Annotated in this window: 32 protein-coding genes, 2 tRNA genes and 1 other RNA gene; 24 read left to right on the forward strand and 11 right to left on the reverse strand. The window is 41.3% G+C overall.

The features are described from left to right. Positions 1-2: 2 nt before the first annotated feature. The 3 genes from IC007_RS09045 to IC007_RS09055 form a co-directional block, all read right to left on the reverse strand. On the reverse strand, positions 3-1,082 hold the full coding sequence (locus IC007_RS09045) for a tyrosine--tRNA ligase (protein WP_149528641.1): 1,080 nt from the start codon (positions 1,080-1,082) through the stop codon (positions 3-5). A 52-nt stretch (positions 1,083-1,134) separates the two neighbouring features. Further along, a complete protein-coding gene (locus IC007_RS09050; RefSeq protein ID WP_232048886.1) occupies positions 1,135-1,374 on the reverse strand; it encodes a hypothetical protein in 240 nt (79 codons plus the stop codon). A 118-nt stretch (positions 1,375-1,492) separates the two neighbouring features. Next, positions 1,493-1,894, reverse strand: coding sequence for a secondary thiamine-phosphate synthase enzyme YjbQ (locus tag IC007_RS09055; RefSeq protein ID WP_054844785.1), 402 nt, complete (start codon positions 1,892-1,894; stop codon positions 1,493-1,495). A 51-nt stretch (positions 1,895-1,945) separates the two neighbouring features. Here IC007_RS09055 and IC007_RS09060 point away from each other — a divergent pair, with 51 nt between their 5' ends. From IC007_RS09060 to IC007_RS09135, 16 genes are read left to right on the forward strand one after another with little or no spacing between them, the layout of a single operon-like run. Next, positions 1,946-3,238: an AIR synthase related protein gene (locus tag IC007_RS09060; protein WP_054845171.1), complete on the forward strand. Its 1,293-nt coding sequence runs from the start codon at positions 1,946-1,948 to the stop codon at positions 3,236-3,238. Positions 3,239-3,248: 10 nt separating this feature from the next. Beyond that, positions 3,249-3,737 carry a 30S ribosomal protein S13 gene (locus tag IC007_RS09065; protein WP_054844784.1) on the forward strand — a complete coding sequence of 163 codons (489 nt, stop codon included), beginning with the start codon at positions 3,249-3,251 and terminating at the stop codon, positions 3,735-3,737. 5 nt (positions 3,738-3,742) lie between these two features. Next, the gene (locus tag IC007_RS09070) at positions 3,743-4,300 is read left to right on the forward strand and encodes a 30S ribosomal protein S4 (protein WP_054845170.1); all 558 of its coding nucleotides are present in this window, start codon (positions 3,743-3,745) and stop codon (positions 4,298-4,300) included. Beyond that, positions 4,284-4,682 carry a 30S ribosomal protein S11 gene (locus tag IC007_RS09075; RefSeq protein WP_054844783.1) on the forward strand — a complete coding sequence of 133 codons (399 nt, stop codon included), beginning with the start codon at positions 4,284-4,286 and terminating at the stop codon, positions 4,680-4,682. Before IC007_RS09070 ends, IC007_RS09075 begins: the two co-directional genes overlap by 17 nt. 27 nt (positions 4,683-4,709) lie before the next feature. After that, positions 4,710-5,510 carry a DNA-directed RNA polymerase subunit D gene (locus IC007_RS09080; RefSeq protein ID WP_054844782.1) on the forward strand — a complete coding sequence of 267 codons (801 nt, stop codon included), beginning with the start codon at positions 4,710-4,712 and terminating at the stop codon, positions 5,508-5,510. Next, positions 5,507-5,863, forward strand: coding sequence for a 50S ribosomal protein L18e (locus IC007_RS09085; protein ID WP_054844781.1), 357 nt, complete (start codon positions 5,507-5,509; stop codon positions 5,861-5,863). The genes IC007_RS09080 and IC007_RS09085 overlap by 4 nt, the downstream gene beginning before the upstream one ends. Beyond that, positions 5,863-6,324 carry a 50S ribosomal protein L13 gene (locus IC007_RS09090; RefSeq protein ID WP_149528642.1) on the forward strand — a complete coding sequence of 154 codons (462 nt, stop codon included), beginning with the start codon at positions 5,863-5,865 and terminating at the stop codon, positions 6,322-6,324. Before IC007_RS09085 ends, IC007_RS09090 begins: the two co-directional genes overlap by 1 nt. Next, positions 6,321-6,731, forward strand: coding sequence for a 30S ribosomal protein S9 (locus IC007_RS09095; protein ID WP_054845169.1), 411 nt, complete (start codon positions 6,321-6,323; stop codon positions 6,729-6,731). Before IC007_RS09090 ends, IC007_RS09095 begins: the two co-directional genes overlap by 4 nt. Positions 6,732-6,737: 6 nt before the next feature. Next, positions 6,738-6,938 (forward strand): DNA-directed RNA polymerase subunit N, encoded by a 201-nt coding sequence (locus tag IC007_RS09100; protein ID WP_054844779.1) that lies wholly within the window; start codon positions 6,738-6,740, stop codon positions 6,936-6,938. A gap of 11 nt (positions 6,939-6,949) precedes the next feature. Further along, positions 6,950-7,630, forward strand: a complete 681-nt coding sequence (gene rpsB, locus IC007_RS09105; protein ID WP_054845168.1) for a 30S ribosomal protein S2 — start codon at positions 6,950-6,952, stop codon at positions 7,628-7,630. Continuing rightward, on the forward strand, positions 7,627-8,475 hold the full coding sequence (amrB, locus tag IC007_RS09110) for an AmmeMemoRadiSam system protein B (RefSeq protein WP_054844778.1): 849 nt from the start codon (positions 7,627-7,629) through the stop codon (positions 8,473-8,475). Before rpsB ends, amrB begins: the two co-directional genes overlap by 4 nt. After that, positions 8,456-9,130, forward strand: coding sequence for a hypothetical protein (locus tag IC007_RS09115; RefSeq protein WP_149528643.1), 675 nt, complete (start codon positions 8,456-8,458; stop codon positions 9,128-9,130). The genes amrB and IC007_RS09115 overlap by 20 nt, the downstream gene beginning before the upstream one ends. After that, positions 9,088-9,780: an amino acid kinase family protein gene (locus IC007_RS09120; protein WP_162302127.1), complete on the forward strand. Its 693-nt coding sequence runs from the start codon at positions 9,088-9,090 to the stop codon at positions 9,778-9,780. Before IC007_RS09115 ends, IC007_RS09120 begins: the two co-directional genes overlap by 43 nt. Continuing rightward, entirely contained in the window at positions 9,773-10,894 is a 1,122-nt protein-coding gene (fni, locus tag IC007_RS09125; protein ID WP_084739524.1) for a type 2 isopentenyl-diphosphate Delta-isomerase, read from the forward strand. Before IC007_RS09120 ends, fni begins: the two co-directional genes overlap by 8 nt. Continuing rightward, a complete protein-coding gene (gds, locus tag IC007_RS09130) occupies positions 10,894-11,889 on the forward strand; it encodes a geranylgeranyl diphosphate synthase (RefSeq protein ID WP_054844774.1) in 996 nt (331 codons plus the stop codon). The genes fni and gds overlap by 1 nt, the downstream gene beginning before the upstream one ends. A gap of 21 nt (positions 11,890-11,910) precedes the next feature. Next, positions 11,911-12,864, forward strand: a complete 954-nt coding sequence (locus IC007_RS09135) for an MraY family glycosyltransferase (protein WP_370685236.1) — start codon at positions 11,911-11,913, stop codon at positions 12,862-12,864. A 3-nt stretch (positions 12,865-12,867) separates the two neighbouring features. Here the strand turns inward: IC007_RS09135 and IC007_RS09140 are convergent. Further along, positions 12,868-12,951 (reverse strand) — tRNA-Ser (locus IC007_RS09140). Positions 12,952-13,166: 215 nt separating this feature from the next. After that, positions 13,167-13,473: signal recognition particle sRNA (gene ffs / locus IC007_RS09145), an RNA gene on the reverse strand. A 202-nt stretch (positions 13,474-13,675) separates the two neighbouring features. Between ffs and IC007_RS09150 the strand changes: the two genes are divergently transcribed. Next, positions 13,676-13,748: transfer RNA gene (locus tag IC007_RS09150), tRNA-Asn, on the forward strand. On the opposite strand, the gene IC007_RS14215 is transcribed toward IC007_RS09150, so the two are convergent. After that, positions 13,710-13,895 carry a putative integrase gene (locus IC007_RS14215; RefSeq protein ID WP_149528930.1) on the reverse strand — a complete coding sequence of 62 codons (186 nt, stop codon included), beginning with the start codon at positions 13,893-13,895 and terminating at the stop codon, positions 13,710-13,712. The genes IC007_RS09150 and IC007_RS14215 overlap by 39 nt on opposite strands. Before the next feature lie 356 nt (positions 13,896-14,251). On the opposite strand from IC007_RS14215, the gene IC007_RS09160 reads away from it, so the two are divergent. Genes IC007_RS09160 through IC007_RS09170 form a run of 3 tightly spaced genes read left to right on the forward strand, consistent with a single transcriptional unit; the run spans position 14,252 to position 17,323 of the window. Further along, entirely contained in the window at positions 14,252-16,033 is a 1,782-nt protein-coding gene (locus IC007_RS09160) for a cbb3-type cytochrome c oxidase subunit I (protein ID WP_054844771.1), read from the forward strand. Positions 16,034-16,081: 48 nt separating this feature from the next. After that, positions 16,082-17,128, forward strand: a complete 1,047-nt coding sequence (locus IC007_RS09165; RefSeq protein ID WP_054844770.1) for a hypothetical protein — start codon at positions 16,082-16,084, stop codon at positions 17,126-17,128. A gap of 9 nt (positions 17,129-17,137) precedes the next feature. Further along, positions 17,138-17,323, forward strand: coding sequence for a hypothetical protein (locus IC007_RS09170; RefSeq protein ID WP_054845166.1), 186 nt, complete (start codon positions 17,138-17,140; stop codon positions 17,321-17,323). A gap of 73 nt (positions 17,324-17,396) precedes the next feature. Here the strand turns inward: IC007_RS09170 and IC007_RS09175 are convergent, their stop codons facing one another. Both IC007_RS09175 and IC007_RS09180 read right to left on the reverse strand, forming a co-directional pair. Then, positions 17,397-18,134 (reverse strand): TatD family hydrolase, encoded by a 738-nt coding sequence (locus IC007_RS09175; protein ID WP_054844769.1) that lies wholly within the window; start codon positions 18,132-18,134, stop codon positions 17,397-17,399. 50 nt (positions 18,135-18,184) lie between these two features. Further along, positions 18,185-18,349 (reverse strand): AbrB/MazE/SpoVT family DNA-binding domain-containing protein, encoded by a 165-nt coding sequence (locus IC007_RS09180; RefSeq protein WP_054837654.1) that lies wholly within the window; start codon positions 18,347-18,349, stop codon positions 18,185-18,187. Between the two features lie 249 nt (positions 18,350-18,598). On the opposite strand from IC007_RS09180, the gene lrs14 reads away from it, so the two are divergent. Both lrs14 and IC007_RS09190 read left to right on the forward strand, forming a co-directional pair. Further along, the gene (gene lrs14, locus IC007_RS09185; protein WP_054846903.1) at positions 18,599-18,988 is read left to right on the forward strand and encodes an Lrs14 family HTH-type transcriptional regulator; all 390 of its coding nucleotides are present in this window, start codon (positions 18,599-18,601) and stop codon (positions 18,986-18,988) included. A 42-nt stretch (positions 18,989-19,030) separates the two neighbouring features. Beyond that, positions 19,031-19,423, forward strand: a complete 393-nt coding sequence (locus IC007_RS09190) for a PadR family transcriptional regulator (RefSeq protein ID WP_054846902.1) — start codon at positions 19,031-19,033, stop codon at positions 19,421-19,423. On the opposite strand, the gene IC007_RS09195 is transcribed toward IC007_RS09190, so the two are convergent. After that, positions 19,420-19,767, reverse strand: a complete 348-nt coding sequence (locus IC007_RS09195; RefSeq protein ID WP_054846901.1) for a hypothetical protein — start codon at positions 19,765-19,767, stop codon at positions 19,420-19,422. The genes IC007_RS09190 and IC007_RS09195 overlap by 4 nt on opposite strands. Before the next feature lie 133 nt (positions 19,768-19,900). On the opposite strand from IC007_RS09195, the gene IC007_RS09200 reads away from it, so the two are divergent. Both IC007_RS09200 and IC007_RS09205 read left to right on the forward strand, forming a co-directional pair. Continuing rightward, positions 19,901-20,152: a SelT/SelW/SelH family protein gene (locus IC007_RS09200; RefSeq protein WP_054846900.1), complete on the forward strand. Its 252-nt coding sequence runs from the start codon at positions 19,901-19,903 to the stop codon at positions 20,150-20,152. A gap of 200 nt (positions 20,153-20,352) precedes the next feature. Further along, positions 20,353-21,117, forward strand: coding sequence for an enoyl-CoA hydratase/isomerase family protein (locus IC007_RS09205; protein ID WP_149528645.1), 765 nt, complete (start codon positions 20,353-20,355; stop codon positions 21,115-21,117). Here IC007_RS09205 and IC007_RS09210 read toward each other — a convergent pair whose 3' ends face one another. Next, the gene (locus IC007_RS09210; RefSeq protein WP_054846899.1) at positions 21,118-22,137 is read right to left on the reverse strand and encodes an ABC transporter permease; all 1,020 of its coding nucleotides are present in this window, start codon (positions 22,135-22,137) and stop codon (positions 21,118-21,120) included. It abuts the gene before it with no gap. Then, a complete protein-coding gene (locus tag IC007_RS09215; protein WP_149528646.1) occupies positions 22,130-22,861 on the reverse strand; it encodes an ABC transporter ATP-binding protein in 732 nt (243 codons plus the stop codon). Before IC007_RS09215 ends, IC007_RS09210 begins: the two co-directional genes overlap by 8 nt. Positions 22,862-23,242: the final 381 nt, after the last annotated feature.

A 23,242-nucleotide genomic window follows, 5' to 3' on the forward strand; every position in this document is an offset into this window, starting at 1 on the left:
TATCACCTTGTGATATTTTTACTAATTTTTGCAACTATTTCTTGCATTTCTGGTTTACTGTTGAGCCTCTGCCTCATAGGCTCTATTATTTCATTTAGTTTTCTCGCTGTTGCCTTCTTTAAATCCATTGGATGAAGTTTGCCTTCAGCGAACAACGATTCGAGTTCATTGTAAGTTTTGACCTCAAGATCTCCTCCATATTTTTGATCCCTTTCTATCTTTAGTGAATTAAATTTAGGAAATATTATGAACTTGTTTATCTGTAAAATAGGATTATTTTCAACTACTCCTCTAGGGCAATAGGCTGCCATTATTTTGGACTCTACAGAGTCTGCAGGATCATTGATGAAAACAGCATTTTCCGGCTTGGACTTGCTCATCTTTATATTCGACATGAAGTCTTCATCATCTGTAGGTGCATTCATCCTTTCTCCACCTTGCAATCCAACTAGCAAGGGAGTATGAAGTGATATCACCTTCTTAGCTCCCATTTTTTCCGATAGGTCTCTTGCTAGCATGTGAGCTTTCCTTTGGTCTGTCCCTCCCAAAGCTATGTCTAAATCCATGTAGTAAATGTCTGCAACCTGCATGGCAGGGTATATCAGTTTCGAAGTGTCTATTTCAGCCTCTTCTGCATTCCTTCCCATTATGGTCATTGCCCTCTTCATTCTCGCTAAACTGGTATTCTTGGAAATCTTTATCACGAGCTTCCAATAATCCTTGTCTCCTACCAAGTCCTCGGCGTCTACTACGTTGATTTTGCTTCTGTCTATTCCAAAAGTTTCAAGCACGTCAACTGCGTACTTTCCTGCCTCCTTTATCAATTGAAGATCTCCACCGAGCTTATCATTGATCCACGCGTGCCAAGTAGCCTCCAATAAGTTCATTTTTACGTCAGCTTCGGTAAGGTCTTTCACCTTCTGAGCCCAAATGAGCCATCCTATGTGGAATAGGCCGCTAGGCTCGAAGCCTATGTAACCTTTGAGTACCTGACCGCTTTCTAGTTTTTGCTTCAGTTCCTCAGTGGTTACGATTTCTTCTAGATTTCTTGTAATCAATGATAATCTTTCATCAGGGTTCATTGTGATTTTCCCCAAAACTAAAAGAAAGAAGCAGATTAAAAATAGTTCTAATTTATGAGTCCTCCATTGCCTGCCTCAAGAAAAGTAGGATAGGATGTTCATCTCCTAGCCTATACTCCAAGTCTTCATATATTACATCAAGGTCTATTTCGTTCATTACAGCAGTTTTTATCAGTTCTTCCGTGAACAGGTAAGAGTTAGCTACTACTTTTTCCTGGTCTTCGTTAGTTTCTAATTCTTCCCTTATCCTCGATTCATTTCCAGTAATAAGGGAAGTTAAATAATCATTCACTATTTTCCTTATGCACTGTCTATCTTGACATTCTGATAACTTTTTAAAAGGAGAAGATCTTAATGCTGGTGGCAATATTTATCAGGTAAATGAATGTGTATTACTGGTAAAAAAATACTCATTCACCTATTACCTTTATAGAGATGTTTCTAGTCCTGGGTCCATCAAATTCAAGGAAAATTATTCTCTGCCATGTTCCTAGATCTAACTTTCCTTCAGAAATGGGAACTACTCTTGAGTTTCCTATAATGGAAGAGATCACGTGTGCATGACCATTGTTGTCCATGACATTATGCTTAAATTCGCCTTCAGGAGGAACAAGCTTCTTAGACCACTCGAGATAGTCAGACATCAACCCCTTCTCTGCTTCGTTAACTATCAACGCACACGTTGTATGTTTTGAAAAAATGTATGCTACTCCTTCTTTTACGTCTATCTTGCTCTGAACGTCTTCAGTTATATCAATACTTTGAAACTTGGAAGACGTCTTTACAGTAAGGGAGAAAGTTTTGACCTGCAAGGTAACCAGCTTAGAGATTTATTTTGAGTAATATAAGTGAACATGGACGAAATGGATCTAGAAGGAATAGCGAGGAAACTGTCCCATGATAAGAGAGCTGCAGAAGCTAAACTGGAGGAAGAACTCTCCTTCTACAAGGGAAAGGAATTTCCAATAAGGGATATCTCTCACGCTGTGATAACCGAGGTCGAGCATTCGCTAAAAGCTTCCAAGTACGCTTACAACGAAATAGGCTTACGCGCTGGCGAGGCAGGTTTAGGTTCCAGAGGAGTCGGAGATCACATTATACACGAAGCCCTCTTCAAGATAAGCGGGAGGTCTTTGAGCTCTTTTGACGACGCCGGAATAGCGGAAGACGTGGTAGTCTCTGTCGATGGAATACACTCTAGGCTCAGTTATTTCCCTTTCCTAGCAGGTTTTCATGCGACTAGAGCAACTCTCAGGGACATCATGGTGAAAGGCGCTAGACCTTTAGGTGTGCTCGTGGACATACACTTATCTGACGATAGCGACATCGGTATGCTCACCGATTTCGAGGCCGGAGTTTCCTCTGTTACAGACTTTTTAGGGATAAAAATCCTTGCAGGAAGTACGTTAAGGATAGGAGGAGATCTAGTAATAGGAGAAAGGATAAGCGGTGGGGTAGCTTCAGTAGGTAAGATAGGGAAGAAATCTTTCCCCAGATCTAATGTGAGAGAAGGTAATTCATTGGTTCTCACAGAAGGGAATGGTGGAGGTACTATCGCTACTACTGCTATATTTCATGGGTTTCCCGAGGTTGTAGACTCTACCTTAAGTCTTAAGGACATTGAGGCATGCAGGATAGTAACGAACTACGTTTCAGATAAAGTAGATTCCATGACCGACGTCACAAACGGCGGAATCAGGTCCATATCGTCAGAGATTAACGCTGGAAGGGAATCTAGTAAGGTCACTTTACAGATCAATAAAGATTCGTTTAACTCCATGATAAATCCCACAGTTAGAGATATGTTAGACAAGCTATCAATCGACCCGCTGGGGCTATCCATAGACTCTATTCTGATTTTCACTGATTATCCAGACGACGTAATTGCAACGTTGAAATCTAATGACATAAACGCATCCGTAATAGGTGAGGTCAAAAAGTTCAACGGCCATAACATAATATCATATGAAGGAGAGCCCTTAACAGAGAACTTTAGAGAAAGCCCTTACACTCCGGTTAAAAAAGTGATAGGAAACTGGTCACCTTATCCTTTGAACGAGATAAGGCTGAGGGTCGATAAAGCCATCTCTAAGTCGCTCAAGATGAAGGAGGAGACATTGAAAAACTTAAAAAGAGGAAATGCATACACGATCTAGTTGATGCTTAATGAGCCAACAGTTTAAGTACGTTGTGAGAATGTTTGGCCAAGATATAGATGGCACTATGAAACTTCCATATGGATTAGCAATGGTGAAAGGAATAGGTTATAATACAGCTAGAGCAATAATAAGGAATTTGGGCTTCGATCCTCATCTTAGACTAGGAGAGCTTTCTGACAGCGATCTGAAAAAAATAGAAGAGCAGCTCGAGAGCAAGGTAATTAAGGGTCTTCCAGTATGGATGTATAATAGAAGAAAGGACTATGAGAGCGGGAACGATTTACATTTAGTTACATCAGATCTGATATTTTATGCTAGGAACGATATAGAGAAGGAGAAGAAAATTAAGAGCTGGAGAGGTGTTAGACACTCTCTTGGTCTGAAAGTAAGGGGTCAGAGAACCAGAACTACTGGAAGGTCTGGATATACTATAGGTGTAACAAGGAAGAGAGTTGCACAGCCAACTTCAAGTAGTTCTACTCAGAAAAGTGGGTGATTAGAATGGGAGATCCTAAGAAGAGCAGGAGGAAGTGGGAAGGTCCAGGTCATCCTTGGATAAGGCAGACCTTAACTGAGGAGCAGACTCTAATGGGGAAATATGGACTCAGAAACAAGAAGGAACTATGGTTAGCCAGAACGTTTACCAGAAACCTTAGACATCAAGCTAGGTCTCTCTTAGCTTTGCCCCCAGCAGAGAGGGCAGTGAGGGAGAAGCAACTGATAAGCAGGGTTTACAAGTTAGGTCTAATCCAGAACGAGAACGGCACGGTAGATGACATACTAAGCCTTAATGAGAAGAACGTGCTGGAGAGAAGGCTTCAGACGATAGTGTTTAACAAGGGTATGGCACGTTCAATTTATCAAGCTAGACAACTGATAATACACGGTCATATCTCCATAGGAGGGAAGAGAATAACTTCCCCTGGATTCCTTGTTTCGAGTGATGAGGAGGGTATGATAGAGTTCTACGCTACGTCACCTTTTAAAGATAGACCTCCAACAGTAGTTCAGTCCGAACCTCAATCAGAAGTAGGTGATCAGAATGTCCAGCAGGCGTGAAATTAAGTGGGGCGCAGCTCACATATACGCTTCTCAGAATAATACAATACTCACTATATCTGACATAACCGGGGCTGAGATAGTCGCAAGGGCTTCTGGCGGTAATGTTGTTAAGGCAGACAGGGAGAAGCCCTCCCCTTACGCTGCAATGTTAGCTGCGAACAGGGCAGCTGCAGACGCACTAGACAAGGGAATAATGGCAATTCACATAAAAGTAAGAGCCCCTGGCGGATATGGAAGCAAGACTCCTGGCCCTGGAGCCCAACCTGCAATAAGGGCCCTATCCAGATCAGGTTTCATAATAGGAAGGATTGAGGATATAACTCCTGTACCTCATGACAGCATTAGAAGACCTGGAGGAAGAAGAGGAAGAAGGGTATAAAGAAAGCAATTAAAGAGGTTTTTTGTTATGTCTATAACCAAACTTTCTGGTGATTCTAACAGGCTGGAATTAGTACTAGAGGGATATCCCCTAGAGTTCGTGAGCACAATACGTCGCTCTTTAATGTTGGAAGTTCCAGTTATGGCAGTAGACGAAGTCTACCTCTTAGACAATAGCAGTCCTCTTTATGACGAAATGATAGCTCATAGGTTAGGTTTGGTTCCTCTACTCAGTGATGATGCTTTAGATTCCTATAAAAGACCTGAAGAATGCGAGCAATGTTCATCTTCAGAATGTGATGGCTGTTATACGAAGATCTATCTTGAGGCTTCAGCTGATGTCTCTCCTAGGATGGTCTATTCCAGCGAGATCAAGACGGACGATCCCAGCGTAACTCCGGTTTCCGGGGATATACCTATTGTTATGCTAGGACCTAAACAGAAAATATCTTTGGAGGCTAAGGTCAGGCTGGGCTATGGAAAGGAGCATGCTAAGTTCATCCCTGTATCAGAGGCTGTGAGCAGATACTTCCCTATAGTTCAGATCAAAGACCAATGCACTGAAGCATATAAGGTATGTCCAGAAGGGGTATTCTCAATTGAGGGAGATAAGCTAGTGATTAAGAACGAGCTTTCGTGCACTTTGTGTGAAGAATGTTTAAAGGTATGCGGAGGGAAAATAGCAATTTCTTATGATCTGAACAAGTTTATCCTACAAGTTGAGGGTGTAGGTTCGTTAAAGGTAGAGAGAATTTTATTAGAGGCTGGAAATAGCATTTTAAGGAAGTTGGAAGATTTTGAAAAGAAGTTAGATCAGGTGAGCTCATGAAAAGAACCGGAAGTACGGATATGAATATAAGGAAGCTTTTAGTCTCTTTAAAGGAGCATGAGAAAGCTTTCTGGAATTATGTAGGAGAAGAAATGGATAAACCAAGGAGGAAGATGACAGAAGTGAATATTTACAAAATAAACTCGATGACTAAGCCTAATGACATAGTTGTAGTTCCTGGAAAAGTTCTTGGGGTCGGTTTCCTAGACCATCCCGTTACAGTAGCGGCTTTGTCTTTCTCTAAATCTGCACAACAGAAAATAAATCAGGCTGGAGGGAAAATCATGTCGATTAATAAGGCATTGGAGGAAATAAAAGACTTTAAGAATAACAATGTGAGGTTGATGAAATAATGTCTAGTCAGACTTCCTCATCACAAGCCTCACCTTCAGTTGTAATTGATGCTGATGGTCAGATATTAGGAAGGCTCGCGACTAACGTAGTGAGGTTACTGAAGGAGGGAAAGAAAGTCGAAGTAGTTAACGTAGAAAAGATAATACTTAGCGGACCTAAGAACAGGGTATTAGCTTCATACACTCTCATGTTTGATGTTAAGACACTATTTAACCCGTACACTAACAGCGTCATAAGGCCAAGGTCTCCGGAGAGGATATTTAAGAGGACAATAAGGGGTATGCTTCCTAGAGGACAAAAGGGTATGAGAATGTTGAAAATGGTGAAAGCCTACATTGGAGTTCCAGAGCATTTAGCTAACAAAGAGAAGATCAAGCCCTCTACTTCAGACGGAGCTAGACTTAAAGGTAAGTTCGTTACACTGTACGAAGTATCTAAGAGCCTAGGGTGGAAAGAATGAGCCAATCCGAAACTATAATATCATACGGAAGAAGGAAGATGGCATCTGCTAGGTGCTACTTAAAGAAAGGTAAAGGAAGAGTATTCTTTAACGATATACCCATTGATATATATCCTAATGAGATGATCAGGTTAAAGATAATAGAACCATTGATGTTGGCAGGAGATAACGTAAGAGGAACTCTTGATTGCTGGATTTACACTGCTGGAGGGGGAATGATGGGTCAAGCAGACGCTGGAAGGATGGCATTGGCCAGAGCTTTGGTCAAATACACTGAAAGCGACGAACTTAAGAATATATATAGGGCTTATGACAGAACCATGCTTGCTGGAGATCCCAGATCAACAGAGTCAGAGAAGTGGATGAGATATAGTGCAAGGAGATGGAGGCAGAAAGCGTACAGGTGATTTAGAATGATAATTCCAGTAAGGTGTTTCACCTGCGGGTCACTCATAGCTGATAAATGGTCGATCTATGCCAGCAGAGTCCAAGCTGGAGAGAACCCTGGTAAGGTGCTTGACGATCTGGGCGTAAAGAGGTACTGTTGTAGAAGGATGCTTCTTTCACACGTAAACATAATTCAGGAAGTAATTAATTATACCAGACCCGTATAATGGTGATACAAATGAGCATGAGAGATGAAAAAGGTTCTCAGCTTAGCGACGCTGAGAAGGAAGAGTTGAAGCTAGGAGAGAAAGGTGCAGTCATAGAATTACTTGTACCTCTTGAGAATTACCTTTCCGCCGGTGTTCACATAGGGACACACACCTCCACTAAGTACATGGAGAAGTTCGTTTATAGGGTGAGGCCTGAAGGACTTTACGTTCTTGATGTAAGGCGAATAGACGAAAGGCTTAGAATAGCTGGAAAATTCCTTGCCAGGTTCGATCCAGCCTCTATAGTCGTTACAGCCACCAGACCTTACGCGTTTAGACCTTCTCAAAAATTCGCTGAAGTAATAGGGGCTAAGGTAATCACAGGAAGAATGATACCCGGTACTTTCACTAATCCTTACCTCGAATCATATATAGAGCCACAAGTTGTCGTGATATCTGATCCTAGGACCGACACGCAAGCAATAAAAGAGGCAGCTGACATGGGAATACCTATCGTAGCTTTTGCAGATACTGACGCAAAGATAGACTTCGTTGATCTAGTAGTACCTGCAAACAATAAGGGAAGGAAGTCCTTAGCATTGTTATACTGGATACTAGCTAGGCAGATCCTGAGAGAGAGGAAGGAGATAGCAGCAGACGCTGATTTGCCTGTCTCTGTTGACGAATTCGAGGTGAAGCTAGCTCAATGAAAAGGCTCCCAGCTGTATCTGGGAGTTTCTATGAGTCTGAACCAGAACAGTTAAAGAAAAGGATAGAGTGGTCTTTTCTACATCCTATAGGTCCTGGTTCTCTTCCTAGTATTGGAGAATCAAAGGAAAAGGAAAGACTAACTCCTTTTTTCATTGTCCCTCATGCAGGTTACATTTATAGCGGTCCAGTAGCAGCTCACTCCTTCTATCACCTTGCGGAGGAGGGTAAGCCAGAACTTTTCATAATACTCGGTCCAGATCACAATGGCTTGGGTTCCATGGCCTCTGTATGGCCAGAAGGTGAGTGGGAGACTCCTCTTGGCAAGGTGGAGGTAGATAAGGAAGCGGTAAATTTCATGCTTTCAAATTCTGACGTCTTAGCACCTGACGAGAAAGCTCATATTTATGAACACTCCATCGAGGTTCAACTTCCCTTTATTCAGAACTTCTTTGGGTCTTTCAAGTTCGTTCCAATTTCTGTCACGCTTCAACTTCCTGAAATCTCAGAGAAGCTTGCTGACGTAATAGACGCATATATTAAAGAGAGCGGAAAGGATATTGTTGTTATAGCAAGTAGCGATCTTAACCATTATGATCCATATGATCTTACGAACAAAAAGGATCAGCTTGCAATAGATAGAATAGTCTCCATGGACTACAACGGACTTTATGATACCGTAGTCACTAAAGATGTTACAATGTGTGGGTATTCCCCTGTAATGGTCGCAATGATTTTAGCTTCAAGGAGAGGAAAGAAAGCTAAGATACTGAAACATGCCAATTCAGGAGATACTTCAGGCGACAGATCAGCTGTAGTTGGTTACCTTGCCGCAGAGTTCCAGTAAAGTGAAATCTCCTATAGTAATCGCAGGAATACCTATCTCAGGGAGTAGAAACCCAGTAGTTACTCAGATTTCCTCTTTCGAGTTAGGTACACCCTTGGAGAAGGTAGTAGATTTCATCAAGATAATGGAGGAAGCTACTGGTTTCTCATGTAAAGTGAACCCTAGAGGCTTATCCAACTCTCCGCTCGCCACGTCTTACGTTTTCTCCACGCGCGAGGTAATAGAGAGTTTCATCAACTGTGGAGTTCCAGCGACAGTAGAAGAGATGAACGAGATAGCATATGAAATAGACGGACTGTTATTCCCTGACGATAAGGACATGTTGAAGGCCCTTAGGTTAACTATGGAGATCGGAACCCCAATCCTTTTTAGGGAAGGCGACGAAGCAGTTCCCATAGGTAATTCTTTCTCAGCTAGGTCTATCGCATTTCATCCTAGAGATACACCTAACTTCGTTGATAATTCTCTTATCCATTTGGTTGGTATTACAGCAATAGAGATCAGTCAGAAATTGTCTGAAAACGATGTATCTAGTCTATTTCGATTCGAGAACGGAGTCTGGAGTGCGGTTTATTCTTTACCTGTTCCAGAGATGAGTATGGTGAAGTGGTCGTGGGATCTTCAGGGGGCATCGCTTATAGAATTGTCAAGATAGGCGGGAGTGCGATAACTTGTAAGGATGTACCTTACTGTTTCAAGGTCAGTGCGGCGAAAGAGATAGCTAAACAGATTGTCAAAGCTACCTACCATGGTATCGCCCCGATTCTCATTCATGGTGGGGGAAGCTTTGGGCATTATGAAGCTTCAATTGTGGATGAAAGAACTGTGCCCAGAACTAGTCACGCAATGCTGACTCTAAATTTCCTGGTGAACTCCCTGTTGATAAAGAGTGGTCTCAACACTTATCCCGTCCCTGGGAAGTTCTTTACTGTAGACGTGACAAAGTCAATAATTAGACAAGGGATGATCCCTCTTATCTTTGGGGATATCTTGCCAGAAGGTAAGGTAATTTCAGGCGATGACATAGCAGTAACTCTAGCCAGAGAACTAGACCTAGGTATCGTCTTCGTCACTGACGTAGAGGGAATTCTAAACCAAGGCAGAATAATGGATTGCGTGGATAACGACAAAGCCTTTCCAGTAATGAAGACTGTTAACCCTGATGTTACCGGAGGAATTCTTGAGAAGGTGAGGAAAATACTCAGAGCCGAAGTGGATGCCGTGATAACTAGCTACAGAGATGAAAATATATTACGTGCAATGAGAGGAGAAAGGGTAGGTACAAGAGTGGGTAAATGTGGTTGAAAATGACGTACGTCATCTTATAAACAGGAAGCTAGAGCACGTGGAAGTTACCGTATTCGGAGATGTGAGTAGAAAGACCTACACGATGCTTGAAGACGTTACTCTAGTTCATCAAGCTTTCCCTGGAATTTCGCTGGAGGAAGTGAACACTAAAGCTAAGTTCTTGGGGTTCGACGTGAACGCTCCAATCATGGTTACTGGGATGACTGGAGGGACGCCAGAACTGGGTAAGTTCAACGGAACTATCGCATCTGTGGTCGAAGAGCTTGGACTGGTCATGGGTGTTGGAAGTGAAAGAATAGTGATAGAGAACCCTTCTTCTGAAGAGTCCTTTAGGATAGTCAGGAGAAACGCTCCCACATCTCCTCTAGTTGCTAACGTTGGTATGCCTCAGATTTCGAGAGGATATGGCCTAAGGGAATTAGAGAAAATAGTTTCCGTAATAGAGGCTAACGCTTTGGCCGTACACTTGAACGTAGCTCAAGAGGTATTTCAACCAGAGGGGGAGACAGATTATCAGGAGGAAGTCCTGGGGAAATTGAAGGACCTCTCCTCTCAAATGGGAATCCCTATAATACTTAAGGAAACTGGATGCGGTCTCTCCATGGAAACTGTGAGGAAGTTCTCCAGCTATGGCTTTCATAACTTCGATGTTTCAGGACAAGGTGGGACAAGCTGGATAGCCGTGGAGAAGATTAGAGGAGAGAGAAGGGGAAATTGGAAATCAAAGAGTGCTTCTCTTTTCTCGTCATGGGGAATACCGACTGCTGCCTCAGTGATAGAGACTAAATGGGCAGACCCTGCTTCTTTCGTGGTGGGGAGTGGTGGTGTCAGGAATGGTCTCGATATAGCTAAGGCTATAGCTTTAGGGGCAGACATCGGAGGATTTGCCTTACCTGTTCTTGAAGCCTCTTTGGAGGGGAGAGACGCAGTGAAGCAGTTTCTTTCCGAAGTTGAGTTTCAGGTTAAAGTAGCGATGCTGATGTCTGGTTCCAGGGACGTTTCCTCTCTGAAGAAAGCCCCTATTGTTATACTTGGCAGTTTAAAGGATTGGATGGAGTCCAGAGGAATAACCTTTTCAACATACGATAAAGTGAGAAAAGGAGGATATTGATGTTACAAGACTACTTCAATGAAGTGATAAATCAAGTGAACAAGACAATTGAGAAGTATCTTTCTAACGCTCCGTCAGGCACTTCTTCTCTATACGAAGCTTCCAAACATCTCTTTTCCGCCGGAGGAAAGAGACTTAGGCCTTTGATCCTGGTCTCGTCTTGTGATTTCCTAGGAGGAGATCGTTCTAGAGCAATACTTGCAGGCTCAGCAATAGAGACCCTTCACACGTTTACCCTCATACATGATGATATAATGGATCATGACTTTTTGAGGAGAGGCCTTCCTACAGTTCATGTAAAGTGGGGAGAGTCAATGGCTATATTAGCAGGAGATCTCCTGCACGCTAAGGCATTTGAAATGCTGAACGACTCGTTAGAAGGCGTCAATGAGACCCTCCATTACGAAGTGATGAAAACTTTCATTAACTCAATAGTTGTGGTCTCAGAAGGGCAAGCTATGGATATGCAGTTTGAAGGTAGAAACGATGTAACTGAAGAGGACTACTTAGAGATGGTGAAGAAGAAGACTGCATACTTAATAGCTACGTCATCAAAGATAGGTTCCTTAATAGGAGGAGCTGGCCCAGATGTGGCTGACAAGTTCTTTCATTTCGGTATTTACCTAGGCATAGCGTTCCAGATAGTAGACGATATAATAGGGATAACCTCGGATGAGGCTGAGCTAGGTAAGCCTCTTTTCAGTGATATAAGGGAAGGGAAGAGAACTTTGTTGGTAATAAGGACTCTAAAAGAGGCCGAGTCAAGAGAGCTCGAAGTTCTGAAACAAGTTCTGGGGAATAAAAATGCATCCACAGACCAGCTCAAAGAGGCGTCCCAAATAGTAAAGAAACACTCTCTGGAATACGCTTATTCTCTAGCTGAAGAATACAGATCTAGGGCTATTTCCAGTCTAGACGGAATTCAGCCTAGGAACCAGGAGGCTTATGAAGCTCTCAAGTTCGTATCGGAATTCACGCTGAAGAGGAAAAAGTGACCATCTTTGGAATATTTTCTCATTGATCTAGTTATTGCTATAGCAGTAGCGTTTCTGGGGACTTTCTTCTCTACTAGATGGGTCATAAGTGAGGCCATGCGCAGAGGCTTCACTGGGAAAGATATCAACAAACCTGACAGAAGGGAAGTAGCTCAACTAGGAGGGATCGCGATACTAGTCGGTTTCGTGGCCGGGTCATTCACGCTCATGATAGCTTTGAAATCTCAAGAGATAATACCAGCAATACTACTTTCTGCACTTCTCATAGGTTTCTTGGGATTGGTCGACGACGTTTTCAACGTCAGGCAATCACTTAGAGCCTTCCTGCCTATTGCAGCAGCTGTACCTCTTTCTTTGTTTAGCTTAGGTCATTCAGTTATTTCAATACCGTTTATAGGACTGGTTAATTTTGGTATTGTGTATTATATCCTCATAGTTCCTGGTGCGTTGACTATAACTAGCAATGCCTTCAATATGTTAGAAGGTTTAAACGGTCTAGGTAGCGGAATGGGTGTGATAATGCTTTCCACCTTAGCCGCCATAGGTCTGAAGAGTACGGGTCCAACCCATATTGCAGGAATACTAGCTCTGGTGACCGACTTCGCCTTCTTAGCATTTCTTCTCTTCAATAAATATCCAGCAAAGATATTCCCTGGAAATATAGGCACTTACCTAATGGGTGCGATAATAGGAGCTATAGGGATAGCTGGCTACATGTTCACAGCCCTAGCTCTCCTTTACGTCCCTTATGTAGTAGAGTTCGTACTTAAAGCAAGGACTAAGTTTAAGGGAATTTCTTTCGGCAAAGTGAGAGAGGACGGTACTCTATATTGGGATTCTAAACCTAATTCCTTAACTCACGTTGTGATGAGGCTTGGTAATTTCAAGGAATACCAAGTTGTCACCGTACTATGGGGGATAGAGGTAGTTTTTGCGACAATTGCTTTCATACTGCAGACAACCGTAATAACGTAAGTACGCCGAGGACGGGATTTGAACCCGTGCGAGGTTTCCCTCATCGGCTTAGCAGGCCGACGCCCTACCAGGCTAGGCGACCTCGGCGTTAGATAATATGTTATCATGAATTAAAAATTTTCCCTAAAGATAGTTCATGATAAACCATTCAATGTTCCACGGGGTAAAGATACATCATGTATAACTCATGTATTCTTTGAGCTTCCTCTATTAACATAGAGAATTTACATCACTTTTTAAATGCAATAGTATTTTTATACCCAATAGTTTATAATTTTAAATCCTCTAGAGTGAAAATTTAAAGGTCGGCCCTCGTACCTCATATGCTCAGGGGCTGATAGCTTTTGCCCCATCCCTGCTCAAACCGGAGACCGATGAACGCTGATACCCGGGCACGGCTGCTCCCTTCCGGACCTGACCGCTTCCCCCGGTAAACGTAGTATCTCTCTTCTCTCCAGAAGAGAGATCTACGAATATCTTGCCCCATCGGGCGGCTATCATCGATGAGGATGGAACTATCAGTCCATGAACATCTGAGGCACGAGTTTCTGGTGCCCACTTTACGCCCTTGGGTAATGGAGCTGGCGAGACTCCCACCCTTCCCGACCAAAGAATATTTGTGCTAAGCTATTAATGAAACTATCTACCACTTTAGGCATTTTCACTACTTTTAACTCGCTTTCAAATCTAGAAAATCTTTACACAGAATATAAAAATATCTGTGCCTTGTTAAATGAGGCTATAAAACGTTTGGCTTTTCTTTGCGTTACGATAACTTTAACTATTATGTATATCTAACTTTTCTAGGCTTGCCAGAGTAGCTCAGCTGGAAGAGCGTCCGGCTGTTAACCGGACGGTCGGAGGTTCGAGTCCTCCCTCTGGCGCTTTTGGGACATACATATCCCACTCTTCTTTAATTCTTTGCAAGATTTCCCCAGACCATTTGAAGGATCTACGTAACGTTCCTTTTCGTTATCAATATGCCTGTCATCTGCCTTGTAAACGTAATACTTGTTCTCTTTTTGATGTATCTTGTATTATCCGGCTGAGATAACTCTATGACTTGCTAGCTGCCCTCTCTTTCGCTCAAATAAGCTTTTAAGCACGGGGTTATGTGCTGTTTAGACGTTGAGTTAAAAAGTATGGCGAGAACTCTTCAGTATTGCAATGAATTCAATAAATCATGAAAAAGTTATATCATATTATTATAATTACATCTCATTTATTTGCATGCCTTAGTTGTACTTGCTTCTACATCTGTCATTAATAGTTTTATTTTTTAAATAAATATTCTTAAAAAATACGATAAACGCTGTTAATTTGAAGTACCTTGTATTTTAGAGCTAGATCATATATTTACGAAACGTGAGACTAATGTAGATCGATTATGGGCTTAAAGGATTTGGTAGTATCGCTTTTCCAACTGGACAAAGATTGGACTACTAGAATAGTTATGGGAATGCTAGTAATGAGCGTAATATGGGGACTTCTTGGAGTCATTGACGCATTGATGGTAAGAATACAGGAGGCTATGTGGGGAATTTCAGCTACACTGCCTCTTTCACCTCAGGAGTATTTTGCTTCGATTACACTTCACGGTGCGAGGGATTTATTCCCGTTCGCTCAACAGCTAGAGTTCGCTCTATTCATTTTCTTTACTATAAAGCTTCTCAATATACAGCCTAGAGCCAAGTGGCTTCTTAATATTGCCTTCATAGCAATAAATATTTCCCCAATGTTCATGGAAGGTCCTATAGTCATCACAGGACAACCAGGATTTGATAACTACTTCCCTTCAACTTCATGGTATTATCTATCTCCTTTAGGAATACCAGGCTATTCACAATACGTAGCTAGCATCACTTGGTATATAGGTTGGATCCTACTGGATAGCTTCACTTATCTAGCCGGAATTTGGATAGTTTACCATTATTATTTAGCTACGAAACAACTTAAGGAAAAGCTTCCCGTTGTTCTTGTTTTCTTCTTGATGGACACTCTCCTCTACATGATAGGTTACAGCGGAGTTACGGTAGCAGACGTATGGGATGTCTTAGCGTTCTATCACATAACTGGGCTGGACGTAATAGCTAATCAAGTAGCGTTTTGGATATTCGGACACGCAATAGTATATATGGCATGGCTACCAGCTGTAGGAGCGTTGTATTTGCTTATACCCGTACTTGCTAACAAGCCTCTCTATAGCGATAGAATGGGTAGAATCTCTGCGCTACTCTACTTGATTTTCTCTAACAACGTGCCAATACACCATCTTTACATGGTTAATCTTCCGTTAGATCTGAAACTGCTTCAAGAAGCACTGACATACGCCGTTGTAATACCATCTATGATGACCTTCTTCAATCTGTGGGCAACTGCGAAAGGTGCACAAGTGAACCTGAACCTCATGACAGCATGGTCTGTCACATCTTTTGCAGGAGCCATAGCTGCAGGTGTCACCGGGATATCTAACGCTACGATTTCCTTCGACGCGATAATCCATAACACAATGTATGTTGTAGGTCACTTTCATGCTATGATACTGTGGTCTATAGTTCCTGCAGCTTTCGCTGTGCTCTATTTCATGATACCGATGATGACTGGAAGATCATGGTATTCAAGGTCTTTAGGGTGGATCCACTTCGTCGGCTACATGATAGGTACATCTCTTCTAATATTGGGATTCGAGATAACTGGATTCTCTGGACTCCTGAGAAGAACCGAGATCTATCCGCTCACTTCACCTGTCATAGAGGGCGAAGTCATGGCCACAGTGGGAGCGTTCATAGCAGACTTCGCTACACTGCTTTGGTTCCTGAATCTGGTGTTAACGCTAGTTAAGGGAGAGCCAATGAAGAGCTGGAACAGTGTACCAGAGCTTATAAGCGAAGTTGCAATGAGCTTTAGCTATTCTCCTAAGTTAAGTTCATTATCCTCTATTAAACTAACTAAATCAATGCTGAAGCTATTTCACACTAAGCCGAAGAAAGGGCTAGGAAAGGACTGGTCTCTGGGGATACTGGGAGCTTTCCTGATAGTGGTCAGCACAATACCTTTAGCACTAGCCGGAGATTTCTATACAGCAACTGGATGGATATGGATATTTTTACTTACATTGGGAATAGTGATCACATCTATATTTACCCTTAAGGCAGCTAAGACAATTTAGTTTTTTTAAAGAAAAGTTTTATTTGCGTCACGTAAAAGGTGAAGAGATATGGACAAAAAGGAAAGATGGGAATTAACATGGGTAGTTTTCGTGCTTGCTCTGTTCGTTATTGTTGGTGTCGCTACGGCTCCCCTTGACGGAAACGTAGGAGGTGTGCCGCAGGAGATAAGCCAAATTCCTCCTAATGCCAAGGTCGATAATGTTCTGGTGACTGCTTACCAATACTACTTCAATCTGTCAGAACATGGTCCAGATGTGAACTCTGTAGAGGAAATAGGGAACACTACTAATGACTTCTACTATAACATCTTAGTTGCACATCCAGGAGATTGGATGAATCTGACAATGGTTGCCGGTCCGGAGACAGCTACAACTAATTTCTTCTTCCCTCTATACGGGGATAAGATCACTGACGTTCAGATAGTTCCAGGCCTCACCGGGTATGCAGTATTTCCTGTTCCCAATGAAACTGGTGTGTACACTTTCGTTAATGGAGAATACGACGGGCCTTGGTTTAGCTACCAGGAGGGCAACATGATTGTAATACCTACCTCAGGTTATTCTTCTCCTGCTAGCATCTCTAAGTACATCACGACGACTCATGAGGCTTTTACTTCAGCTTTAGTCGGAGACCCTTACAATCCTCGAATCTACGTGGAAAATAGTACCATGTCTCCTAACTTGTATGTAGTAGCTGACGACTATAACGTTCTAAACGGAACTATCCCTGGTCCTACCTTCGTTGTTAAAGCTGACTCTAGTATAAGTCTGAACATGTACGTCCCAACCCCTAAAGGTGATCACAACTATCTATATAACTATTCAACTACCGGTAAGGCAGCTCCTGACAAAGGTATAGTTGCTGGTATATATGCAGTGTGGTGGAACGGAACGATAACTCCTGTTGAGACCTCAAATCTGACCTACAATAGTCACATGGAATTCACATTCAATGCTAAGGCTCCTGCCTACCTCTATGGAGTTATATATCCAGTCTTCTATAACTACGACCTAGACGGTATGTCGAGTACATTGACCGGTGAGCAGATGGGTTATGTAATGAGCTTATGGGGCACAATAATAGTTGAATCATAGGTGATTGGAGTGGTAAGTTTCTTCAAGCTTTTAGGAATAGGTTACATATTTGCTATACTCCTCCTGTTATGGGAAATTGGAGATATCGCGTTTCATGCTGCAGCAACGCCTTATGTGCTGCCATTTACGATACTGGCTATGATAGGTTTCCTAGCTTTCTTCTTATTCGTGTACTTCGCTCCTCAGGAGGGGTAAAAGACAATTCTTATTTTTTAAAAAATGATTATATATATATATATCTACTTTGTTATTTGGTTCTCTTAATCTTTTAGTATGATTTATTTAGAAATCTTCTAAAGTTCTGAAATATAATTTCTTCTATTTCTTTTGTATCAACTCTCCATAACGTGGAAAGGGCTTCTAATGTCACTTTAACGTTACAGGGTTCATTTCTATCACGTGTAGGACCCAGAAAAGGTGAATCCGTTTCGGTAAGCACTCTCTCTTTCGGTACGTTGAGAGCTACGTTCTGTCTCTGCTTGTCCCTAACTATCACTGGTGGGAAGGAGATATATCCTCCCATTTCCACTATTTTCATAGCATTCTTTACACTTCCTTCGTATGCATGAATATCAAATCTCACCTTGAATGATGCTATGATCTCTAGGAAATCTTTAAGCCCTCCTCTCACGTGTACTACTACTGGTTTATTTTCTTTCTCTGCTATTGACAACAGTATTCCCAGAATTTCCCTTTGTACTTTCCTCTTTTCTTCATCTTTTATCCAGTAATAGTCTAGCCCTATCTCGCTGATTATTTCCGCTTTACTGGCTAGAGAAGTGACACGGTCTATTTCCCCTTCAGGATCATCATAGTTTATGTTTTCAGGGTGTAAGCCTATTGCAGGTATAACGTTGCTATACTTGGCCACAATCTCCAGGACCTTTAAGTTGTTTTCATAATTGATTCCAGCATCTACTACAATAATATTGCATTTCTTTAATATTGAGTCCCTATCAGAGTTAAACTCTTCGCTGTCTATATGCGAATGGACGTCTATAAGCATCCCAAAAGCAATAAAAAAGATTTGAAATAAAAATCTTTTAAATAATCAGCTTACTTCCAAGGTTCTTTCATTATTTGGATCTTTACTACTCCTTCTCCGTCATCAAAAATTACTTTTACTAGATCACCTTCTTTTATCTGGAACTTCTGCCTTACCTTCGCAGGTATTGTGACCTGGTAGTTTCTTGATACCTTAACTATCTCTTCGACACTCACTTAGATCACTAAGTTATCATATTACTAGAACTACTATATAAAACTTTCTAATCACAGTAAAAAATAATGAGTAAGCTATAAGTGAGTATTAAGCCAGATTAAGCTAGTATTATGTACAGTTATGTACTGAATCATTCATTTATTTTTGTATAATAGTTTCATGTTAGCTTAACACATTCAATAGATTCTCTTGTTCTAGTCGGAAAAAATTTTTATAGTGGAATATTACATTCTTAAATTGTGGCATAAATGTCCGAAACCCAATTATCGTCTGGAACAAGAATAAAGCTTCCTTCAGGTAAGGATGCGGGTCTAGTAGATATCCTATCCTTTTGCTATGGATTGTCTGAGACAGATGTAACTGTTCTCCTAGCTCTCATGAGAGGAGATGCTAGAGGAACAGAGGAGCTTGAGAGCGACCTTAAGTTGTCCAAAGCTTCAATTAACAGAAGTTTGAACAAGCTTCTCGAAATGGGCTTAGTAATGAGAATAAAGGAGCCAGGAAACAAGGCAGGTCGTCCAAGATATCTTTACAAAGCTAGGGACTACAATGAGCTGAAGGGTAAAATGCTCTCTGACATCAAGGAATGCTCAGACAAGATGGCTGAACTAGTAGAGAAAGAATTCAGGCCTCTATAACCTCAAGAAAGTTATTTTTCTCTTGAAAGCTATCTTCTTTTAATGAGTTGGTTTCAGAAGAGAGGGCTGAAACAAGTTATCTTGAACGTTTTAAAGGACCATGAAATGACAGGTTCACAAATAATAGATGAAGTGGAGAGGCTTACGTTAGGTATGTGGAGGCCTTCTCCTGGTTCTATTTATCCCGCGCTGGATCAACTTGAGCAGGACGGTCTCCTTAAGATAAGCAGAGTAGAGGGATGGAAAAAGTACTATGAACTTACTAAAAAGGGGAGAGAAGAGCTAGGTAAGTCAGAAGGGGGAGGAGTTAATGATGTAGTCTCACAGTTGGAATTCGTTATACGTTATCTCATAGAGAACAGCGATAAGATAGATCCAAAACAGAAGATAAAAATAAATCAATTAATAGATGAATTGAGGAACTCTCTATCTTAGAACTCGTTCTCAGCATACATTTCTTCTTCTAAGTCATCCCTTGTAGATTTCTTAATTTCCTCGAAGTGTTCTTGTATTTCCTTCAAGTTAGAATATTTCGATGGGATATATTTTATTCTTCCATATGACATATAATAAGAACCTGGGCATAGAAACCCTTCCTTGACGATTATAGCATCTGCGTCTAAGCCCAATATCAGATCCATTGTGGCTTCCTTGCTACCTAGTCCCTCATTTTCATATTGTTCAATCTCTTTCTTTTCTTCGTCTATTACACCTATTAAATCAGCCTGATCTAATGGCTTCAGGTTTTGTTCTTTATCATATGTTACAGCGATTCTCATTAATTCTATTAACGAATGCTTAGGTTTTAAGTTTGTTTAATAGTTCCTCAAGGTTATTTTGCTTAGATAGCTAAATTTAATTATTTTAATATCTAGTTTATAAAGTTTTTAAGGACACTGGGGAAAGAGAGTTATGCCAAAAACCCTCAAGATAATTTATTGTAGGCCATGCGGCTACATCGATAAGGCCCTTGATCTTGCAAGAGATGTACTAAGCTATTTTCAGGACATAGAAGTGGTTCTTTCCCAAGGTGAGAAAGGAATTTTCGACGTTTACTTAAATCAGAAACTACTATTTTCCAGATACGAGGAGAAGAGGTTTCCAGATAACCAGGAAATACTGAAGAAGATCTCAGAGGAAACAGGACTTAATTCTAGAATCTGAGTGGGCATATCTTTCATCACATCCCTCGAAAGTTTTCCTTTTTATTTCTTTAAAATTCATTTTTGACTTGTTTAGAACGTTCTTTCAATTATACCGTATTATTAGATGCCCTTCTGATCTGTAGCTCAAACTCTATTCTTAAAATTCGACATATTGTTTTTATACGTTAAACATCAGTGTTCAATTGTAGTGATACGAAAGTGGTGGTTAAACTCGAGAGTTACGGTAACTATTCTGTTTTAAAGTTTAATACTGGAGGAAAGTACAATCTTTTTAACATAAAATTTATGACAGATATGATTGATGTACTGAGCAACGTCGAGGAAGATAGAATATCAAGGTTCTTGATCATTGAAGGTGAAGGAAATTTCGGTACGGGGGCAGATATAACAGAGTTAAAGAAGGCTAATGATGACCTAGAGTTCGCCAGGACTTTCTTCAATTACATGAGGCAGATTTATGAGAAAATAATGACCGTCCCCAAGATAGTTATAGCTCTTCCTCAAAACATAGCCTACGGAGCATCAATGGAGATGTTGTTAGTCTCGGACTTCGTCATAGCTAAGAACGGGACGAAATTCGCTGCACCCGGTGCCAAGCTGGGAGTGTTTCCGCCAGTTCTAGTGAGTATAGGTCCATCAATAATAGGCTATCAAAACGCCAGAAGACTTGCTCTAACTGGGGAAGAGATAGACGCGGATGAGGCGATGAGGATAGGGTTAGTGAACTACGTTTCAGAGGATCCCATGAAGACTGCCTCCGTTTTAATGGAGAAAATGTCTGTCATGGCACCTACATCACTCATATGGATGAAGAAGAACCTAGACTCTAGAATGAAGGATATGTTATACGATGCGTTTGAGGATCTAGTAAACCAAGTTCAAAGTGATAACGCAAAGGAGGGAATATTGGCTTTCATAAGCAAGACTAGACCTTCGTGGATACCACAACAGAAATCTAGCTGATCACAACCCCGTCTCTCTCAGTCTGAGAAGTCTTCCTGCCACCACGTTAAGAACTATCGTTATTGCAATGATAGAGAACACCAAAGATAGGTTTGGTGCTACATTGTAAACAGTCAGATCTCGTATTACAGTATCTATTAATGATAGAGGCTGATACTCTGCGAAAGGTCTCAGAAATGACGGGAAAGCTGATATGGGGAAGAAGGCGTTGCTGAGGAACATTAAAGGAAAGATTAGTGCGCTCACTACGCTTTGCGCTACGAAGAGCTTCTCCTTAGGTGTCAGCCCGTATATTACAGCTCCTATTGCACCGAACATCATTGTAGAGATCACCAAGAAACCCAGGAACGCTATTCCAGCTATAGGTATGAACCCGAAGAATATCCCTGTTATCAGAACTGCAGAAGTAGAGATCAACGTGATGATCACGACGTAAAGTATGAGGGAGACTGACCACTCTAGACTCCTGAGAGGAGAGGCTGCAAGTCTATCAACTACCTTGTCCCTGTAATATCCAGATGCTATGCCTATTAAGCCAAATAATCCATTTGATAATGAAACTATCCCTATAATTCCAGATATTAGGTAGTCGTTAAATGTGTAGTTGCTTGTAACTTTAGACGAGAAAGTAACGTTCGGCTCCAATAGGGCTTCCTCCACTATAGCTTTAAGTGAAGGAACCAGGGGTTTGTCCTGAAGATTGGTGAAGACGTCTATTGTTCTGCCTTGATTAGTTATGTTAACGTACATGTACCCTTGCCTCATGGCATCTTGGTAATTAACTCCGACTACACCGGTGAAGATATTAGAGTCGTTCAGTGCCTTAGCTACCTCTTGAGAATTGTAGCCGTTAACGCTAACAGTTATATGTATTGCGTTTCCTATTCCACCGAAAACTAGGGGGAAAAGGATAGCCAAAACAACTGGGAAGAATATTATCCAGAAAAGGGCGAACCTGTTCCTGAGGTTATCCTTCAATATCGCTTTCGTCGTGTTAGCTATGTTTCTTACTTTAACCATCAGATTCACCCTCGAGGTTTTTCATGAGTTCTAAGTAAGCTTCCTCTAAAGTTTCCTTCTTAAATTCGTCTATAATCTCTCCTGGTTTACCTCTACGAACTACTTTCCCGTCGTATATAACAACGACCGTGTCAGAAAGCTTCTCAGCTTCGTCTAAGTAATGGGTTGTGAGAAATATTGTTATGCCTTTATCCCTCAATTTCTTTATGATTTCCCATAGAGACCTTCTCGCCTTAGGGTCTAAGCCCACAGTAGGCTCATCCAAGAAGAGAATCTTGGGCTGACCTGAAATAGCTGAAGCTAACCCAACTCTTCTCTTGAAACCTCCTGATAATTCCCTTAACTTTTTGTACTCGTATTTCCTTAGCTCGAACATATCTATGAGCTCATCTATGTTTATATCCTTGTCGTAAAGGCTGGCGAAGTACTCTATGTTTTCCCTTACAGTCAGGTCGGAGAACCCCTGGAACTCCTGTGGCATTGTGCCCACTTCCCTCAAGATCTCCCCGCAGTTTCTGGGGATTTCCTTATCTAGTATCTTGATTTTCCCCTTGTCTGGTTTAAGGATACAAGACATGATTTTCACGGTTGTGGTCTTACCGGCACCGTTAGGTCCGAGCAAAGAGAAGATCTCTCCACCCTCGACTTGAAGGTTTAACCCTTTGAGTGCTTGTGTACCGTTCCTGTATGTCTTCCATACGTCATACATGTCAATAGCTAACATTATATTCTATTCTCATGTGCTAACTTAATTTAGCTTTCTTAAGTTGATACTTCCTTTTCAATGGATGTTGGTGTCATAATTAAGAAGAGTTAAAAGAGGTTTTCTCTTTGAGTATAAAGATCCATGAAGGAAAAGGTTAAATGATTAGGGAAGATGTTCGCTGATATTGAAAGATGCAGTTCTTATTTCCGCTCAGACTATAAAGGGTAATATGAAATTACATAATAATTCCTTTCGAGCTCTTAATTTATGAACTGATGCCTGCCTTGGCTTTTAAGGTCTGAAGAAGTATAGTCTAAATTAGATTATTACTGAGATGGTGACATAAACGTGGGTTTTCAAGATATTTTTAAAAAAATAAGAAAGTAGCCTAAAATGAGG

The sequence above is a fragment of the Sulfuracidifex tepidarius genome, from assembly GCF_008326425.1.
GTDB lineage: Archaea > Thermoproteota > Thermoprotei_A > Sulfolobales > Sulfolobaceae > Sulfuracidifex > Sulfuracidifex tepidarius.